Origin of the sequence: Mammaliicoccus sciuri, from assembly GCF_025561425.1 — a bacterium.
In the GTDB taxonomy this organism is placed as follows: Bacteria; Bacillota; Bacilli; order Staphylococcales; family Staphylococcaceae; genus Mammaliicoccus; species Mammaliicoccus sciuri_A.
Map to the genome: position 1 here is coordinate 885,182 of NZ_CP094824.1, position 16,865 is coordinate 902,046.

At 33.8% G+C, this 16,865-nt stretch carries 19 protein-coding genes, 1 pseudogene and 1 riboswitch; of the genes and pseudogenes, 19 read left to right on the top strand and 1 reads right to left on the bottom strand.

Annotated elements, in window-relative coordinates; genetic code table 11:
• The first annotated feature begins 16 nt into the window (after window positions 1-16).
• The 13 genes from atpB (at window position 17) to MUA60_RS04535 (ending at window position 10,787) form a co-directional block, all read left to right on the top strand.
• Window positions 17-739, top strand: a complete 723-nt coding sequence (atpB, locus tag MUA60_RS04475) for a F0F1 ATP synthase subunit A (protein ID WP_262649947.1) — start codon at window positions 17-19, stop codon at window positions 737-739.
• A 52-nt stretch (window positions 740-791) separates the two neighbouring features.
• Window positions 792-1,010 (top strand): F0F1 ATP synthase subunit C, encoded by a 219-nt coding sequence (gene atpE / locus MUA60_RS04480; protein WP_262649949.1) that lies wholly within the window; start codon window positions 792-794, stop codon window positions 1,008-1,010.
• Window positions 1,011-1,109: 99 nt separating this feature from the next.
• Window positions 1,110-1,634, top strand: coding sequence for a F0F1 ATP synthase subunit B (locus MUA60_RS04485; RefSeq protein ID WP_262649950.1), 525 nt, complete (start codon window positions 1,110-1,112; stop codon window positions 1,632-1,634).
• A complete protein-coding gene (locus MUA60_RS04490; RefSeq protein WP_262649951.1) occupies window positions 1,634-2,173 on the top strand; it encodes a F0F1 ATP synthase subunit delta in 540 nt (179 codons plus the stop codon). The genes MUA60_RS04485 and MUA60_RS04490 overlap by 1 nt, the downstream gene beginning before the upstream one ends.
• Window positions 2,174-2,191: 18 nt before the next feature.
• Window positions 2,192-3,706, top strand: a complete 1,515-nt coding sequence (gene atpA, locus MUA60_RS04495) for a F0F1 ATP synthase subunit alpha (protein WP_025904482.1) — start codon at window positions 2,192-2,194, stop codon at window positions 3,704-3,706.
• A 31-nt stretch (window positions 3,707-3,737) separates the two neighbouring features.
• Window positions 3,738-4,607: an ATP synthase F1 subunit gamma gene (gene atpG / locus MUA60_RS04500; RefSeq protein WP_262649952.1), complete on the top strand. Its 870-nt coding sequence runs from the start codon at window positions 3,738-3,740 to the stop codon at window positions 4,605-4,607.
• 18 nt (window positions 4,608-4,625) lie between these two features.
• Window positions 4,626-6,041, top strand: a complete 1,416-nt coding sequence (atpD, locus tag MUA60_RS04505) for a F0F1 ATP synthase subunit beta (RefSeq protein ID WP_025904484.1) — start codon at window positions 4,626-4,628, stop codon at window positions 6,039-6,041.
• A gap of 22 nt (window positions 6,042-6,063) precedes the next feature.
• On the top strand, window positions 6,064-6,468 hold the full coding sequence (locus tag MUA60_RS04510) for a F0F1 ATP synthase subunit epsilon (RefSeq protein WP_025904485.1): 405 nt from the start codon (window positions 6,064-6,066) through the stop codon (window positions 6,466-6,468).
• Between the two features lie 65 nt (window positions 6,469-6,533).
• Complete coding sequence (locus tag MUA60_RS04515) at window positions 6,534-6,764, top strand: DUF1146 family protein (protein WP_025904486.1); 231 nt, start codon at window positions 6,534-6,536, stop codon at window positions 6,762-6,764.
• A gap of 150 nt (window positions 6,765-6,914) precedes the next feature.
• On the top strand, window positions 6,915-8,210 hold the full coding sequence (murA, locus tag MUA60_RS04520) for a UDP-N-acetylglucosamine 1-carboxyvinyltransferase (RefSeq protein ID WP_262649953.1): 1,296 nt from the start codon (window positions 6,915-6,917) through the stop codon (window positions 8,208-8,210).
• Between the two features lies 1 nt (window position 8,211).
• Window positions 8,212-8,496: a DNA-directed RNA polymerase subunit beta gene (locus MUA60_RS04525; protein ID WP_053076874.1), complete on the top strand. Its 285-nt coding sequence runs from the start codon at window positions 8,212-8,214 to the stop codon at window positions 8,494-8,496.
• Window positions 8,496-8,933: a 3-hydroxyacyl-ACP dehydratase FabZ gene (fabZ, locus tag MUA60_RS04530; protein ID WP_025904489.1), complete on the top strand. Its 438-nt coding sequence runs from the start codon at window positions 8,496-8,498 to the stop codon at window positions 8,931-8,933. The genes MUA60_RS04525 and fabZ overlap by 1 nt, the downstream gene beginning before the upstream one ends.
• A gap of 642 nt (window positions 8,934-9,575) precedes the next feature.
• Window positions 9,576-10,787 (top strand): IS110 family RNA-guided transposase, encoded by a 1,212-nt coding sequence (locus MUA60_RS04535; protein ID WP_262648425.1) that lies wholly within the window; start codon window positions 9,576-9,578, stop codon window positions 10,785-10,787.
• A gap of 146 nt (window positions 10,788-10,933) precedes the next feature.
• Here MUA60_RS04535 and MUA60_RS04540 read toward each other — a convergent pair whose 3' ends face one another.
• Window positions 10,934-11,371: a YwpF-like family protein gene (locus MUA60_RS04540; RefSeq protein ID WP_262649954.1), complete on the bottom strand. Its 438-nt coding sequence runs from the start codon at window positions 11,369-11,371 to the stop codon at window positions 10,934-10,936.
• Window positions 11,372-11,552: 181 nt separating this feature from the next.
• On the opposite strand from MUA60_RS04540, the gene MUA60_RS04545 reads away from it, so the two are divergent.
• The 6 genes and pseudogenes from MUA60_RS04545 to yidC all read left to right on the top strand — a co-directional run bounded on the left by MUA60_RS04545 (window position 11,553) and on the right by yidC (window position 16,845).
• Window positions 11,553-12,122, top strand: coding sequence for a single-stranded DNA-binding protein (locus tag MUA60_RS04545; RefSeq protein WP_037589776.1), 570 nt, complete (start codon window positions 11,553-11,555; stop codon window positions 12,120-12,122).
• Between the two features lie 939 nt (window positions 12,123-13,061).
• A pseudogene (locus MUA60_RS15535) lies at window positions 13,062-13,334 on the top strand (aggregation-promoting factor C-terminal-like domain-containing protein); the annotation flags it as partial.
• A gap of 125 nt (window positions 13,335-13,459) precedes the next feature.
• Window positions 13,460-13,558, top strand: a riboswitch (TPP riboswitch).
• A 97-nt stretch (window positions 13,559-13,655) separates the two neighbouring features.
• On the top strand, window positions 13,656-14,468 hold the full coding sequence (gene thiD, locus MUA60_RS04555; RefSeq protein WP_262649956.1) for a bifunctional hydroxymethylpyrimidine kinase/phosphomethylpyrimidine kinase: 813 nt from the start codon (window positions 13,656-13,658) through the stop codon (window positions 14,466-14,468).
• The gene (thiM, locus tag MUA60_RS04560) at window positions 14,461-15,252 is read left to right on the top strand and encodes a hydroxyethylthiazole kinase (RefSeq protein WP_262649957.1); all 792 of its coding nucleotides are present in this window, start codon (window positions 14,461-14,463) and stop codon (window positions 15,250-15,252) included. The genes thiD and thiM overlap by 8 nt, the downstream gene beginning before the upstream one ends.
• Window positions 15,253-15,894, top strand: coding sequence for a thiamine phosphate synthase (thiE, locus tag MUA60_RS04565; RefSeq protein WP_262649959.1), 642 nt, complete (start codon window positions 15,253-15,255; stop codon window positions 15,892-15,894).
• A gap of 81 nt (window positions 15,895-15,975) precedes the next feature.
• Window positions 15,976-16,845: a membrane protein insertase YidC gene (gene yidC / locus MUA60_RS04570; RefSeq protein WP_025904496.1), complete on the top strand. Its 870-nt coding sequence runs from the start codon at window positions 15,976-15,978 to the stop codon at window positions 16,843-16,845.
• Window positions 16,846-16,865: the final 20 nt, after the last annotated feature.

Below are 16,865 nucleotides of genomic sequence, written 5' to 3' on the forward strand. Positions count from 1 at the left end.
GAAAAGAGGTGAAGATATGGAACACGAATCACCTATGTGGTCCATCAATTTGGGAGGATTTGATTTAGTTTTCAATCTTTCAAGTATGTTAATGTTGTTAGTTTCTGCAGTTATCGTCTTTGTCATAGCTGTTGTCTGTACTAGGAATCTAAAAATTAGACCTACTGGTAAACAGAACTTTATTGAATGGGTATTTGACTTTGTAAAAGGTATTATCCAAAGCAATATGGCATGGAAAGACGGAGGAAGATTTCACTTCTTGGCGGTTACACTTATATTCTTCATATTTGTATCAAATATGTTAGGATTACCGTTCTCAATTGTTGTAGGACATACATTATGGTGGAAATCACCTACAGCAGATCCAACAGTTACATTAACGTTAGCAACATTGATGGTTCTTTTAACACATTACTATGGTGTTAAAATGCGTGGTACTGGCGCGTACTTGAAATCATTTATACAACCAGTAGCATTTATGGTGCCATTCAAAATTGTTGAAGAATTTGCTTCAACATTAACGCTTGGTCTACGTTTATACGGTAATATATTCGCAGGTGAAGTATTACTTGGTTTATTAGCAACATTAGCAGCTGGAGGCGTTTTAGGCGCGTTCGGAGCAGTTTTACCAGCGATAGTATGGCAAGGATTCTCAATATTTATTGGTTCAATTCAAGCTTACATATTCGTAATGTTATCAATGGTTTATATGTCCCATAAAGTGGCAGACGATCATTAATATATAATTTGAAAAAACAATTAATATTTTTATTTCTAGGAGGAAAATTATAATGAGTTTAGGTGTATTAGCAGCAGCAATCGCGATTGGTTTAGCAGCATTAGGAGCAGGTGTCGGTAACGGTCTTATCGTATCAAGAACAGTAGAAGGTGTTGCACGTCAACCAGAAGCACGTGGTCCATTAATGACAATCATGTTTATCGGTGTTGGTTTAGTTGAAGCCCTTCCTATCATTGCAGTAGTAGTAGCATTCATGGTAATGAATCGATAAGCTAAAATATTTTTAGAACAGGCGGAGTCTATCTAAAAAGGATTTCGCCATTCATTTATGAGATGTTATTCATCTTTAATTGCAGTGAAAGGAGTGTAGTTGGCAGTGGATCAAAACGTATTAGTTTTAGGAGCAGCAGGTGGCGGTGTCGAATGGGGAACAGTCTTATTTACATTGATCACATTTATTATCCTGCTTGCCTTATTAAAAAAGTTTGCTTGGGGACCATTAAAATCAATTATGGATGAGCGTGAGAACGCTATTAATAAAGATATTGATGATGCTCATGAAGCAAAAGTAAACGCTAAGAAATTAGAAGAAGAAAATAGAAATCTATTAAGAAAAACTCAAGAAGAAGTACAAACAATTCTTGATGATGCTAAACATCAAGCTAAAGTACAACAAGAGCAAATTATTAATGATGCAAATGTTAAAGCAAATGGCTTAGTACAATCAGCTCAAGCAGAAATTCAACAAGAGAAACAAAGAGCTATTGCAGATATTAATAATAGAGTATCAGAACTTTCTGCATTAATTGCTTCTAAAGTAATCAATAAAGAAATCTCTGAACAAGATCAAAAAGACCTTGTTGAAAAATACATTAAAGAGGCAGGGGATAAATAATGGCGAATATTAGTCAGAAATATGCCCAAGCCTTATATGATGTAGCTGAAGCGCAAGACTTAACAGACAGCGTCTTAGATGAACTTACTCAAGTAGCAGAAAGTGTTAAAGAACAAATTAGTGATTTAAAAGCAATTGATAACAATCCTAAATTAGCAAAAAACGACAGACAACAATTTGTTGACAATGTATTTAAAGGTGCTTCTAAACCTTTGTTAAACACATTATACCTACTTGCTAATAACAGTAAATTGTCACTAATTCCAGAAATTTATAAAGATTTTAGCAAAATATACAATCAGGTACATAACCAAGATTTAATGAAAGTTGAATCTGTGTATCCTTTATCTAATGAAGAATTAGACGAAATTGGTAAAGCATTTATTAAAAGAACAGGTTTGAAAAAACTTATTTTAGAAAATCAAGTTAATGATTCTTTAATTGGTGGTATTCGTGTTTCCATAGGTACTAAAGTATACGATGGTTCCATTCAGAATGACTTAAATCAATTAGCAAAATCATTTCAACAAATGAAATAATATTAAGGAGTGACATAGATGGCCATTAAAGCTGAAGAAATCAGTGCTTTATTACGCTCTCAAATTGAAAACTATGAGTCAGAAATGTCAGTTACCGATGTTGGTACAGTTATCCAAGTCGGCGATGGTATTGCATTAGCTCATGGCTTAAATGACGTTATGGCTGGCGAACTATTAGAGTTCCATACTGGCGTTTTAGGTTTAGCACAAAACTTAGAAGAAAATAATGTAGGTATCGTAATTTTAGGACCTGCAGAAGGTATTAAAGAAGGCGACGAAGTTAAAAGAACTGGTCGTATTATGGAAGTACCTGTAGGGGAAGAATTAATTGGTCGTGTTGTAAATCCATTAGGTCAACCATTGGATGGACAAGGTCCAATCAATACATCTAAGACTCGTCCTGTAGAATCACCTGCAACAGGTGTTATGGATCGTAAATCAGTTGATGAACCATTACAAACTGGTATTAAAGCGATTGATGCATTAGTACCTATTGGACGTGGACAACGTGAGTTAATCATCGGTGACCGTCAAACTGGTAAAACAACAGTTGCGATTGATACAATTCTTAACCAAAAAGACGAAGATATGATTTGTATCTACGTTGCAATTGGTCAAAAAGAATCTACGGTTCGTACAGCGGTAGAAACTTTACGTAGACATGGTGCTTTAGATTATACAATCGTTGTATCTGCGTCAGCAGCTCAACCAGCGCCATTATTATACATTGCACCTTATGCTGGTGTAAGTATGGCAGAAGAATTCATGTTTAACGGTAAACATGTATTAATCGTTTATGATGATTTAACAAAACAAGCAGCAGCTTACCGTGAGTTATCACTATTACTTCGTCGTCCGCCAGGTCGTGAAGCTTACCCAGGTGACGTATTCTACTTACACAGTCGTTTATTAGAACGTGCTGCTAAATTAAATGATGACTTAGGTGGCGGTTCTATTACTGCATTACCATTTGTTGAAACTCAAGCAGGGGACATCTCAGCATACGTTCCAACAAACGTTATCTCAATTACTGACGGACAAATATTCTTACAATCAGATTTATTCTTCTCTGGTGTAAGACCTGCGATCAACGCTGGTTTATCTGTATCACGTGTTGGTGGTTCAGCTCAAATTAAAGCGATGAAAAAAGTAGCAGGTACATTACGTCTAGATTTAGCATCATACCGTGAGTTAGAATCATTCGCTCAATTTGGTTCGGATTTAGACCAAGCTACGAAAGCTAAATTAGAACGTGGTAAACGTACAGTAGAAGTACTTAAACAAGATCAAAACAAACCATTGACTGTAGATCGTCAAGTTGTTATTTTATACGCTTTAACTAAAGGTCATTTAGATGATATCCCAGTTGAAGATATTACACGATTCGAAGATGAATTCTTAAATTGGATTGATGCAAATGCAAGCGATCTATTTAAAGAAATTCGTGAAACAAAACAATTACCATCTGATGATAAATTTGTTTCAGCAATCGATGCATTCAAAAAAGTATTTAATAAATCTCATGTAGAGTAATATTAAGCTTTAAATAAAAGGTGGTGAAATTGTGGCTTCACTAAGAGAAATCAAAGGTAGAATCACTTCTACTCAAAAGACTAGTCAAATTACAAAAGCAATGAACATGGTTTCAAACTCTAAATTGCGTAAAGCAGAAGAGAACACGAAAGCATTTCAACCATATATGGATAAGATTCAAGATGCTGTAACAGCTATTGCGTCTAAGAGTACAGATGTTAATCATCCAATGCTTAAAACAAGACCTGTAAAACGTTCTGGTTACTTAGTTATTACTTGTGATAAAGGACTTGCAGGACCATATAGTGCTAACATTTTGAAAAATGTCGTTAACGATATTAAAGAAAAACATAACAACAATAGTGACGAATACGGCATTATTGTTGTCGGACGAGTAGGCCGAGACTTCTTCAAAGCTAGAGGTTATAACATCATTGAAGAGTATGTAGGTTTACCTGACCAACCAACATTTAAAAATGTACAAGCTTTAACTGAAAAAGCTGTAGACTTGTTTAATGAAGAATTTTATGATGAGTTAACAATTTACTACAGTCATTTCGTGAGTGTGCTTGAACAACAAGTGAAATCTAAAAAAATCTTACCATTATCTGATGAAGATACTGGAAAAGGTTCTAGTATGATGGCTGGTTATGAATTTGAACCAGATAAAGAAACGATTTTAAAAGTTATCTTACCGCAATACGCAATTAGTTTAATTTATGGTGCATTATTAGATGGTAAAGCTAGTGAGCATGCATCAAGAATGACAGCTATGAAGAATGCAACAGATAACGCTACAGAATTAATTGATGAATTATCATTACAATATAACAGAGCTCGACAAGCTGCAATTACTCAACAAATTACTGAGATTGTAGGCGGAGCAGCTGCACTCGAATAATGATTAGGAGGAATTTACATGGGATTAGGCCGAGTAACGCAAATTACAGGGCCAGTTATTGATGTACGCTTCCCACATGGTGAATTGCCAGAACTTAATAATGCTTTAACTCTTAAAGTTGAACGTCCAGACGGATCAAGCTTTGACTTAGCATTAGAAGTTGCATTACACCTTGGTGATGATGTTGTACGTTCTATAGCAATGGCATCAACTGATGGTGTTAAACGTGGACAAGAAGTTACTGATACAGGAAGACCTATTTCAGTACCAGTTGGTGATGCTACATTAGGTCGTGTTTTTAATGTATTAGGAGAAAAAATTGATTTAGGTGAAGAAATTGATGAAAGCGTACGTCGCGATCCAATTCATCGTTTAGCACCTAAATTCGAAGATTTATCTACAAAAGTAGAAATTCTTGAAACTGGTATTAAAGTAGTAGACTTATTAGCACCTTATATCAAAGGTGGTAAAATCGGTTTATTCGGTGGTGCCGGAGTAGGTAAAACAGTACTTATTCAAGAATTAATCAATAACATCGCGCAAGAACATGGTGGTATTTCTGTATTCGCAGGTGTAGGTGAACGTACACGTGAAGGAAATGACTTATACTATGAAATGAGCGATTCAGGTGTTATTAAGAAAACAGCGATGGTATTCGGTCAAATGAACGAGCCACCTGGTGCGCGTGCAAGAGTTGCACTTTCTGGTTTAACAATGGCAGAATACTTCCGTGATGAGCAAGGACAAGACGTGTTATTGTTCATCGATAACATCTTCCGTTTTACACAAGCAGGTTCAGAGGTATCAGCATTATTAGGCCGTATGCCATCTGCCGTTGGTTACCAACCAACACTTGCTACTGAAATGGGACAATTACAAGAACGTATTACATCTACAAATAAAGGATCAGTTACATCTATCCAAGCAGTATTCGTACCTGCCGATGACTATACTGACCCAGCGCCAGCAACAGCTTTCGCTCACTTAGATGCTACTACTAACTTAGAACGTAAATTAACGGAAATGGGTATTTATCCAGCCGTTGACCCATTAGCTTCAACATCACGTGCTTTAACTCCAGAAATTGTTGGAGATGAACACTATGATGTTGCGCGTCGTGTACAACAAACGTTACAAAAATATAGAGAGCTACAAGATATCATTGCCATACTTGGTATGGATGAATTATCTGATGAAGATAAGAAAACAGTTGAACGTGCTCGTCGTATTCAATTCTTCTTATCTCAAAACTTCCATGTAGCTGAACAATTTACTGGTCAAAAAGGTTCATACGTACCAGTTAGTCAAACTGTACAAGATTTCAAAGCTATTCTAGAAGGACAATATGACCATATCCCAGAAGATGCTTTCCGTTTAGTCGGTGGTATTGAAGCAGTTCTTGAAAATGCTAAAAACATGGGTGTAGAGGTCTAATAATAATTAGGAGGAATGGAAAATGAATACATTTACCTTAGATGTTGTCACTCCTAATGGATCTGTTTACTCAGCAAAAGAAGTAGAACTTGTTGTTTTACATACTGAAACTGGTGAAATGGGTGTAATGGCTGGACATATTCCAACTGTTGCAGCTTTGAAAACAGGATACGTTAAAGTAAACAAAGCAAGTGGTACGGAGTATTTAGCTGTTTCCGAAGGATTTGTTGAAGTAAGAACTAATAAAGTTACAGTTCTAGTTCAAGCGGCTGAAACTGCCGATGAAATAGATAAAGACCGTGCGATTAATTCTAAAGAACGTGCTGAAGAACGATTGAAAATGAATCGTGATGAAGTAGACTTTAGACGTGCTGAACGTGCACTTCATCGTGCAATTAATCGAATTGAAGTGGCTAAATTTAGATAAAATATAAGAGTCTGGGACATAACGTAATGTCTCAGACTCTTGTATTTTTAGAAGGAGTTGTTAATATGGAATATTATGGTCAATTAGGTATTATCGGACTTTTACTACATGTCATTTGTGTATGCTTAGCATTTTGGGCACTCCAAGGCGTACGATTAGAACAAATTTTTAAGAAAAATCACGTTGCACAAGCTCAAACATTTATTATCATCTTATCTATCATATTAGGTACGGCTGTAAGTCGTTTTATTTTAGATATACTCCAATATTCGCTACAATTAAGATTGCTATTCTAATAATAAGAAAAAATTACATAAATATATGAAAAAAGAACAAAAAAGTAGTATAATATTTTGGTGATGTTTAGGAATAAAGAAAAATGTGTATTAAATAAATATATACATTTGTAAAATAAATAAAAGTGAAGTTTTTTGGAGGATAATTATATGGATAAAATCGTCGTGAAAGGCGGAGCAAGTCTTAATGGCACAGTTGTAGTCGAAGGGGCAAAAAACGCAGTATTACCAATATTAACAGCTACACTTTTACCAAGTGTTGGTCAAAGTGTATTAACGAATGTACCTAAATTAAGTGATGTAGATACAATTAACACAGTACTTACGCATTTAAATGCAGATATAGAATATGATGCAGATCAAAACACTGTAAAAATAGATGCATCAAATACATTAAAAATCGAAGCACCATATGAATACGTAAGTAAGATGAGAGCGAGTATTTTAGTTATGGGTCCTTTATTAGCAAGAGAAGGTCATGCTAGAGTCGCTTTACCTGGTGGTTGTGCAATAGGTTCAAGACCTATTGAACAACATTTAAAAGGATTCGAAGCTTTAGGTGCAGAAATTGAACTACATAACGGATTTATTGAAGCAACAACACCTAATGGCTTAAAAGGGGCTAAAATTTATTTAGATTTCCCAAGTGTAGGTGCTACTCAAAATATTATGATGGCAGCAGTACTTGCAGAAGGAAAAACTGAAATTCAAAACGTAGCAAGAGAACCAGAAATTGTAGATTTAGCTAACTATCTAAATGAAATGGGTGCACAAGTACACGGTGCTGGCACAGACACAATTAGAATCACAGGTGTTAGTCAATTAAACGGTGCAGAACATGCTATTATTCCAGATAGAATTGAAGCTGGTACTTTTATGATTGCAGCAGCGATTACTAGAGGGAACGTCAATGTTATTGGTGCAATTAGAAAACATATGACTAGCCTAATTTCTAAATTAGAAGAAGCTGGTGTTCAAATTACTGATATCGAAGATGGATTAAATATTCAAGTACCTGGTGAAATTAAAGCAATTGATGTTAAAACAATGCCACATCCAGGATTCCCTACAGATATGCAATCTCAAATAATGGCTTTATTATTAACAGCTAATGGAACTAGTAAAGTAACTGAAACAGTATTTGAAAACAGATTTATGCATGTAGAAGAATTTAAACGTATGAATGCAGATATTTTCATTAACGGTAGAAGTGCAATGATTACAGGTAACAGTAAATTACAAGGTGCAGATGTAAAAGCTACAGATTTAAGAGCGGGTGCATCATTGATTCTTGCTGGACTTGTGTCTGATGGATATACAAACGTTACAGAACTTAAACATTTAGATAGAGGTTATGTTGATTTTCATGGTAAACTTAAAGCATTAGGTGCAGATGTTGAACGCATCAATGATAATGGCAAGTTAAACGATAAAGCGAGGGTTTAGTATGGCTGAAACACAATCATCAAGATCTGACGATAAAAAAAGAAAGTCAACTTATCAATCTGTTAAAGAGAAACTTCAAAGAAATAGAGTAGAAACAATTCAAGGAGTGGAAGTGGAGCATCGTGTCATTCCATTATGGATTAAATTACTTATATTATTAGTATTAATGATTTTATTATTTATTGTTGGAACTATGATTGGATACGGTATACTTCATAATCCATTTGGGGTGTTTAATCCCGAAACTTGGCAACACATCTTTGATTTAACTGGAAGGAGCTCATAATGGAAACTATTTATGACTTTAACGAAATTAAAAAAATTATACCTCACCGTTACCCATTTTTATTATTAGATAGAATAGTAGAATTAGAAGACGGAAAACGTTGTGTAGGTATTAAACAAGTAGCAGGTAACGAACCATTTTTCCAAGGACATTTTCCTGATTATGCAGTAATGCCAGGCGTATTAATCGTAGAAGCATTAGCACAAACAGGTGCAGTTGCAATGTTACGCTTAGAAGAAAACCAAGGAAAACTAGCAATGTTTGCAGGAATTGATAAATGTCGATTCAAAAAACAAGTTACACCAGGTGACACTCTAAGACTTGAAGTAGAAATAAACAAAATAAAAGGTCCAATAGGAAAAGGAACAGCAAAAGCAACAGTAGATGGAGAAGTTGCATGTAGTTGTGAAATTAGCTTTGCTATTGTAGATCAATAAATAGAAAAGAGAAAACAGTCGCCTGTTTTCTCTTTTTTTCTGCTTGAATATGATTTGATTTTCTTAGGGACAGAATTCCGAGAAATGTCTCTAAGTTAGCACGTTCTAACTACCAGAATTCAGAATAATGGAAGTTACAGCGTTCTAACTACCACAATTCAGAATAATGGAAGTTACAGCGTTCTAACTACCAGAATTCAGAATAATGGAAGTTACAGCGTTCTAACTACCAGAATTCAGAATAATGGAAGTTACAGCGTTCTAACTACCACAATTCGGAATAATGGAAGTTACAGCGTTCTAATTACCAGAATTCAGAATAATGATCGTTAAACACCCAAATATATATCTAATAAAACATACTAAGATTAGTAGCGAAGTAATCTACGACGGTAGATGAGCTTCGCTACTTTTTTATATTCTTTATCTTACCGTTGGTAGTTATTTTAAGAATATGAAATAGTAGAAGAGAGAAGTACTCCGAATAGATTTTAGGGTCAAAGAATCCGTAATAAAAACTGGAGAACTTCACTCTCCTTATGAATTCGATTTTAGTATGTTGGGTCCACTGAGATCGTGTACAGGAAAATGAACTAAGTAAGGTTCAGTGAAGTTAAAACTTCTTAAATTAGAAGATTAGGAGTGGTTTTTATCGAATATTTTGGAATAGATGTTGGAAAAGGAAAGAGTTTTATTGCACATTATTCAAACAATGAATTTGTTAAAGAATTTGAAATTACCCATGATAATAATGGTTTTGATTCACTAAAGAAATATATAAAGAATTTCTCAGGAGTATATTTCTTGTTTGAAGCTACTGGTATATATTCAAAAGTATTGGAGAAATTTTGTACCGTTAATAAGATTTCGTTTTGTGTAATTAACCCTCTAGAGGCAAAATTACTAACTAATTCTTTAAGAAACTGGAAAACAGATAAATCTGATGCACATAAACTTGCTGTTTTAGCTAAAAATATAAACAAAAAACCTTCTAGAAATTTATTGGAAGAAAAGTATGTAAAAATTAGAGAGCTGACAAGATACTATGAAGAAATTAACAATCAACAAAATTACTTAAAAAACCAATTGATTCAGTTACTAGATATGACTTTTCCAGAATTACAAAACCTATTTAAGGACAGATATTCAAAATTGGCTTTACAAGTAGCTAGTAAGTTCCCACATCCGGACTTTGTTGATTCTAATGATATAGAAGAACTAAAAAAGATAATTAATAGTTGTACAGAAAAAAATCTATCAGAGAAAAAGAAAGCACAATATGCAAATAAACTCGTAGAGTTCTCTATGGTCAGTTATCCTTCTGTTTCTAAAGATTCATTTTTAACAGATAAATTAGTTTATGTGATTGAAGATTTATTAAGCCTAATGAAACGGCATGCTTCTATAAAACAAAGATTATTAATGTTAGCTGAAGAATTTGAAGAATTTAAAATAATTAAATCTATTCTTGGCATTGGTGATTTAACTGCCATAATGATTATTGGCGAATTAGGTGATATCAAATCCTTTGATTCTCATAAGCAATTGAATGCATATGTAGGTATTGATATAAAAAGATATCAGTCTGGTAAAACGCATTTTAAAGATAAAATAAACAAACGTGGAAACAAACATGCTAGATCATTATTTTACTTAATCATTAAAAATTTTCTGTTGGGTCAAAGGTTATTTAAAAATCATATTATCGACTATTATTACAAATTAAAAAAGCAGCCTAATGGCAAAGGCCACAAGACTGCATCAGTAGCTTGCATTAACAAACTACTTAAAACCATTCATTATCTCGTAATAAATAATAAAGAATATGATTATCACTTGTCTCCACACGGATAATATATTCATCTAAATCATAACATATTGAAAAAATTATTAAATAATAAAGGCTTATTTAGTGATGCCAATTTTAAATATTTTTTACTACGTAGTAGTTGACAAATCGTAGGAAAAAACTAGGACCGTTAGCTGTCCTAGTTTTTTCTTTATATATTGCTTTTTTCGTCTTTTAATTTTGGTTTAGATTGCATCAATCTATTAAATGATGTTTTAAGCTCATCTCCTGATAAGCCTTCATCTATGAGCTGCTCTAATAATCGTTCTGCATATACTTGTCGTAATGTATAGATATGACATTCAAATACGACGGATATTTTATCGTCTAGTTGTTCTATGTATTTGATGGTTGCATCAAATAATGCTGGGTCGTTTGAAGGTCTAGTTATTACGACACGTGTATCAAGTAAGGTTTGGTTATCGTGATATTCTTTCATTTGTTCATAATGGATATCTGAAATTAAAATCTCTAGTAGCCATCCTGTACCACTATTTTCTTTATTTATAATGATACCATCTAATAATTCATATTCTGTAATCTGTTCATCATCTACAATTTGAAAGCGTACGGCTTTAAATGTTTTCATAAACATCCCCCTTATCGTTAAATCTACGAATGTTTAACTTTATTATCTATTATAAAGCACTTTTGGATGAAATAACAATAATCATAAAATAAAGTGAAGAATAAGTGTTTATTTTATGATTTATCGGACTTTGACTGAAAAAAATTGACTCATTATATTATAAGTATAAGGAGGTGAGAATATGTTAAATAAATCTGTATTAGTTGGACGTTTAACTAAGGACCCTGCATATTATAAGAAAGGCGAAATTATCATTTCTACATTTTGTTTAGCTGTTGAACGCGGATATAAGACTAAAGATGGCACGATTGCTGTTGATTTTATTGTATGTAAAGCATTTGGTAAACTTGCACATAATATTCATGAATATACTAAGAAGGGACAGCTTGTTGCATTAACGGGGCAAATTCAATCAAGAGCATATGTTAAAGATGATAAGAAACACTATATAACAGAAATTATATGTGAAACGATTAAATTCTTAAATATGCCTGCATCAAGTAAATCAACGATCCCTCAAACGAAAGAGGAAATGAGTGAATTAATTAGTGAAAGTGCTGAAAGTTATGCTAGTGACCTTTCATCTAAAGTAGCAAAAGAAAAATTACGAGCTGAAGCATTAGCTAAAGAAAATGGTGAAAATAACTTAGATGAAAAGTTATATAGCGAATATCATAATGTCGTTGACGTTATTAAAGAAACTGAACAACAAACTCCTGATGCTGATGCATCAAAAGTAACAACCTCGTAGCATTAAACTTCAATAAAAACTGTTTATAGAAATACTTCCGAAAATAAATATTCTTGATTCTAAATTCCGAGACTTGCTGTCTTGCTGTAGGGCAGCAAGTATACATAATTAAAAGTAATTGTTTAAAAAATTACATGAATATGACAAATTGTCTGATAATTAATTTTGTTCAATCTTTATAAATCCCTTTGTTTAGCTATTTTAATCATTAATATTCAGAATATTGTCTGAAAATCAACGTAATCTAACTGTAATATTAGCTCTAATTTTTTCATATAGCTGTAACCTATGACATAAAAATTAGTGGTATAGTTTAAACAGTAAAAATCATATAAAAAGTGAAAACCTTACAGGAGGAAACATTCAATCATGAAAAAATTATTAGCAGTTTCAACTGCGGCAGTTGCAGTTACTACAGGGGTAACAGCTACAGCCGATGCAGCAACACATACAGTAAAATCTGGTGATACTTTAGGTAGTATTTCACAACAATACGGTACTTCAGTAAGTGCTATTAAAGCAGAAAATGGTTTAAAATCTAACTTAATCTTCCCTAACCAAGTAATCAAGGTTAACGAGAAAAGTTCAGAATCAACTACAGAATACACTGTAGTAGCAGGAGATACTTTAGGTGAAATCGCAGCTAAATACGATGTAACTGTATCTCAATTAAAAGCATGGAACAACTTATCTTCAGATCTAATCATTGTTGGACAAACTTTATCATTACAAGCACCAGCTCAATCAGCTGAGCCAGCCAAAGCGCCTGTAGCACAACAAGCGCCAGTTCAACAAACTCAAGAACAAGTTGCAGCTCCAGCTCAACAACAAAGCTACCAAGCGCCTGTTCAATCTTACCAAGCGCCAGCACAACAAACATATAAAGCACCAGCTCAACAATCATACCAAGCGCCAGCTCAAAAAGTTAGAACTACTCAAACTTCAACAGCTAGCACTGGTGGATCTACTAAAGCTCAATTCTTAGCTGCTGGTGGTTCAGAAGCTATGTGGAATGCAATTGTATTACCAGAATCAAGTGGTAATCCAAATGCAGTTAACCCAGCTGGATACCGTGGTCTTGGCCAAACTAAAGAATCTTGGGGTACTGGTTCAGTAGCTACACAAACTAAAGGTATGTTAAACTACGCTAAAAGCCGTTACGGTTCAGAATCAGCTGCTATTGCTTTCCGTCAAGCTAACGGATGGTGGTAAGCCACACACTTTAATCTAAAGTGGCTATAAATTAATTTATCCAATCGCCTAGGAAATATCCTAGGCGATTTTTTAATTTGACCACAATACGTCTATTTGATAATCTTAAATAAACTGAATATATGAGTGACTGCTAGGGGCGCCAATTGGCTGAGATGATTTAATTCAGTCCCTTAACACCTGATTTGGATAATGCCAACGTAGGAAAGTGGTCGATGAACGTTTTTACAACTATTAATTGACCTCTTTCTTATGAAAGAGGTCATTTTTTATGAAGTTATAGATAAAAGGATTATAAATATAAATTTGAGGTGGATTACAATGAAAAAACCGAATATAGCATTAACGATTGCTGGAACGGACCCAAGTGGTGGAGCGGGTATTATGGCAGATTTGAAGTCATTTCATGCGTCAGGCGTTTATGGAATGGCAGTTGCTACTAGTATCGTTTCTCAAAACAGTCTAGGTGTACAAGATGTTTACCATTTACCTGTTGAAGTTATTGAAAACCAATTAAAAAGTGTCTTTGATGACGAAGTACCACATGCTATCAAAACAGGTATGATTGCATCAGAAGAAATGATGCAATCGATTAAACCATTTATTGAACAATCTGGTAAGCCGTATGTAATTGACCCAGTCATGGTTGCTAAAAGTGGTGATGCGCTAATGGGTGATGAAGGGAAAGGGAAACTTAAAGAAATATTATTACCATTAGCTACAGTTGTTACACCAAATATTCCAGAAGCAGAAGATATTACTGGATTTAAAATTCAAACTGAAGAAGAAATTAAAAAAGCTGGTGCATTTTTCTTAAATGAAATTGGATCTAAAGGTGTCGTTATAAAAGGTGGGCATCTGGAAGGTGATGCAATCGACTATTTATTTACTGAAAATGGTGTGAAAAGTCGGAAAAGTGAAAGATTTAATACGAAACATACACATGGAACAGGTTGTACATTTAGTGCAGTGATAACAGCAGAATTAGCTAAAGGTCATACAATTGAAGAAGCGGTAGAAGTAGCTAAAAGATTTATTACTTTAGCTATTCAATATACACCTGAAATAGGCAAAGGTAGAGGTCCAGTAAACCACTTTGCATATCAAAAGATAGAGGGATTAGATTATGAGTAAATTAACAAATATTAGAGAAAATAGTCTATTAATCGTATGTTATACAAATGATGTTGTTAAAAACTTTACAGCTAATGGTTTAATTTCATTAGGTGCGAGTCCAGCAATGAGTGAAGAACCTGAAGAAGCAGAAGAATTCTCAAAAGCAGCAGGTGCTTTTCTTCTTAACATAGGCACGATTACGACTGATAAAGCTTATGATATGAAGCAATATGCTGAAATTATGCATCAAAGTGATGTTCCAGTAGTTCTAGATCCAGTTGCTGTTGGTGCATCACAATTAAGAAAGACTTTTTGTACGACATTATTAAATGATGAAGTAGTTGATGTTATAAGAGGCAATGCATCAGAAATATTAGCGCTTATAGAAGAAGATACGATTATGAAAGGTACAGATAGTGATGATACGCTTGATGCTGTTAAAATTGCGAAAAAAGCACATCAACAATTAAAGCTACCGATTATCATAACTGGTAAAGTCGATGTCATTGCATGTCATAATAAAATCATTGAATTGCACAATGGTAGTGAGATGTTAACGAAAGTAACTGGTGGAGGTTGTTTATTAGGTGGGGTAATTGCTGCATTCTTATCTCATGAAAAAAACATCACAATAGACGTATTAGAAGAAGCATTATCAACATATAATATTGCAAGTGAGTTGGCATATCAACAACCTGGAGCACATTTACCTGGTACATTCCAAATTTCGTTTATAGATCAACTGAATGTTATAACAGAAGAAATTGTTAAAGAGAAAAAGATTGTGAAAGAAGTGAACTAAATGTTTGATCCAAAAACGTTAAAAGTATATTTTATAGCAGGCAGTCAAGACATTACTGATGGTAATCTTATAAGAGTTGTTGAAGAAGCTTTAAAGGCAGGCATCACGATGTTTCAGTTTCGTGAAAAAGGTAAGACGAGTAAAAAAGGGGCAGAAAAAGAAGCCCTTGCGCAATCTTTATTTGAGCTTTGCAAGCAATATCAAGTTCCATTTATCGTTAATGATGATGTAGATTTAACAATTAAATTAAATGCTGATGGTATTCATGTTGGACAAGATGACCGAAACGTATCTGATTTTAAAGATAAGTTTAAAGACAAAATCATTGGCTTGAGTGTTGCAAATAAAATGGAATATGATCAATCTGATATATCCGAAGTGGATTATATTGGAACCGGACCTATACATTCTACAAATTCTAAAGCTGATGCAGGAGAAGAAGGTGGATATCAAATGATTGAGAACATGAGAAAAATCAATCAAAATATTCCTATCGTTGCAATCGGTGGCATTACTGAAGTTGATGTACAACCGCTTATTAAAGCTGGCGCAAATGGTGTAAGTGTTATTTCTGCTATAGCGAAAAGTCAAAATATTGAACAAACTGTGAAGGGCTTTCATAAACAGTATAAAAATATTTGATAAAATTAATATATTGATTTATGTTGTCGCTATTCTATGATAGAATGAGTTTTATGTGAGTATATCAATAGAGGTGGAAAAATGAAGAAAAAAGCTTTATGGCCATTATTATTTGGTGTAATGGTTGTGCTAGCTGGTTGTGATTATTCTAAACCTGAGAATAGGGATGGATTCTTTTATAATACATTCGTAAAACCGATGGATAGTGTTATTCATTGGCTTGGTACAAATTTGAATCACGATTATGGTCTAGCTATTATTGTTATAACATTAATTGTTCGTTTTGCGTTATTCCCATTTATGATGAAGACGTACAAGAATCAAAAGTTAATGCGTGAAAAAATGAAACTTGCTAAACCTGAAATGGAAGCAATTCAAGAAAAAGTTAAACGTGCTCGTACTCAAGAAGAAAAAATGGCAGCCAATCAAGAAATGATGGCATTATACAAAAAACATGGTATTAATCCTATGAACATGGGTTGTTTACCAATCGTTATACAAATGCCAATCGTCATGGGATTATTCTATGTATTAAAATATCCTACTGAAGGCGGAATTACAGAATATCCGAATTTCTTATGGTTTAATTTAACTGAACCTGATTTAATTATTACGATCATTGCAGGTATCATTTATGCATTACAAGCATTTGTTTCTATGAAGTATGCGAATGTTCCAGATGAACAGAAAAATATGATGAGAATGATGATGTTTATTTCTCCAATTATGATTATTTGGATGTCATACATTTCAGCATCTGCATTAGGTTTATACTGGGCAGTCGGTGGTGCATTCTTAGTTGTTCAAACATGGTTAGGTAATGTCTTCTATAACAACAAAGTTGAAGAAGAAATGAAACCAATCATTGAAGCACATGAAAGAAATCAACAAGAAGCTAACAAAGAGAAGAAACCAGCTAAACTCGTATCTAATAAAAAGAAAAAGAAATAAAAGCAAAAAAACAAACTAAT

Excerpts from the sequence above, each read along its gene's own strand:
- atpB (WP_262649947.1), top strand. The coding sequence starts at position 17 with ATGGAACACGAATCACCTATGTGGTCCATCAATTTGGGAGGATTTGAT.
- atpE (WP_262649949.1), top strand. The coding sequence starts at position 792 with ATGAGTTTAGGTGTATTAGCAGCAGCAATCGCGATTGGTTTAGCAGCA.
- MUA60_RS04490 (WP_262649951.1), top strand. The coding sequence starts at position 1,634 with ATGGCGAATATTAGTCAGAAATATGCCCAAGCCTTATATGATGTAGCT.
- atpA (WP_025904482.1), top strand. The coding sequence starts at position 2,192 with ATGGCCATTAAAGCTGAAGAAATCAGTGCTTTATTACGCTCTCAAATT.
- atpD (WP_025904484.1), top strand. The coding sequence starts at position 4,626 with ATGGGATTAGGCCGAGTAACGCAAATTACAGGGCCAGTTATTGATGTA.
- MUA60_RS04510 (WP_025904485.1), top strand. The coding sequence starts at position 6,064 with ATGAATACATTTACCTTAGATGTTGTCACTCCTAATGGATCTGTTTAC.
- MUA60_RS04515 (WP_025904486.1), top strand. The coding sequence starts at position 6,534 with ATGGAATATTATGGTCAATTAGGTATTATCGGACTTTTACTACATGTC.
- murA (WP_262649953.1), top strand. The coding sequence starts at position 6,915 with ATGGATAAAATCGTCGTGAAAGGCGGAGCAAGTCTTAATGGCACAGTT.
- MUA60_RS04525 (WP_053076874.1), top strand. The coding sequence starts at position 8,212 with ATGGCTGAAACACAATCATCAAGATCTGACGATAAAAAAAGAAAGTCA.
- fabZ (WP_025904489.1), top strand. The coding sequence starts at position 8,496 with ATGGAAACTATTTATGACTTTAACGAAATTAAAAAAATTATACCTCAC.
- MUA60_RS04540 (WP_262649954.1), bottom strand. The coding sequence starts at position 11,371 with ATGAAAACATTTAAAGCCGTACGCTTTCAAATTGTAGATGATGAACAG.
- MUA60_RS04545 (WP_037589776.1), top strand. The coding sequence starts at position 11,553 with ATGTTAAATAAATCTGTATTAGTTGGACGTTTAACTAAGGACCCTGCA.
- thiD (WP_262649956.1), top strand. The coding sequence starts at position 13,656 with ATGAAAAAACCGAATATAGCATTAACGATTGCTGGAACGGACCCAAGT.
- thiM (WP_262649957.1), top strand. The coding sequence starts at position 14,461 with ATGAGTAAATTAACAAATATTAGAGAAAATAGTCTATTAATCGTATGT.
- thiE (WP_262649959.1), top strand. The coding sequence starts at position 15,253 with ATGTTTGATCCAAAAACGTTAAAAGTATATTTTATAGCAGGCAGTCAA.
- yidC (WP_025904496.1), top strand. The coding sequence starts at position 15,976 with ATGAAGAAAAAAGCTTTATGGCCATTATTATTTGGTGTAATGGTTGTG.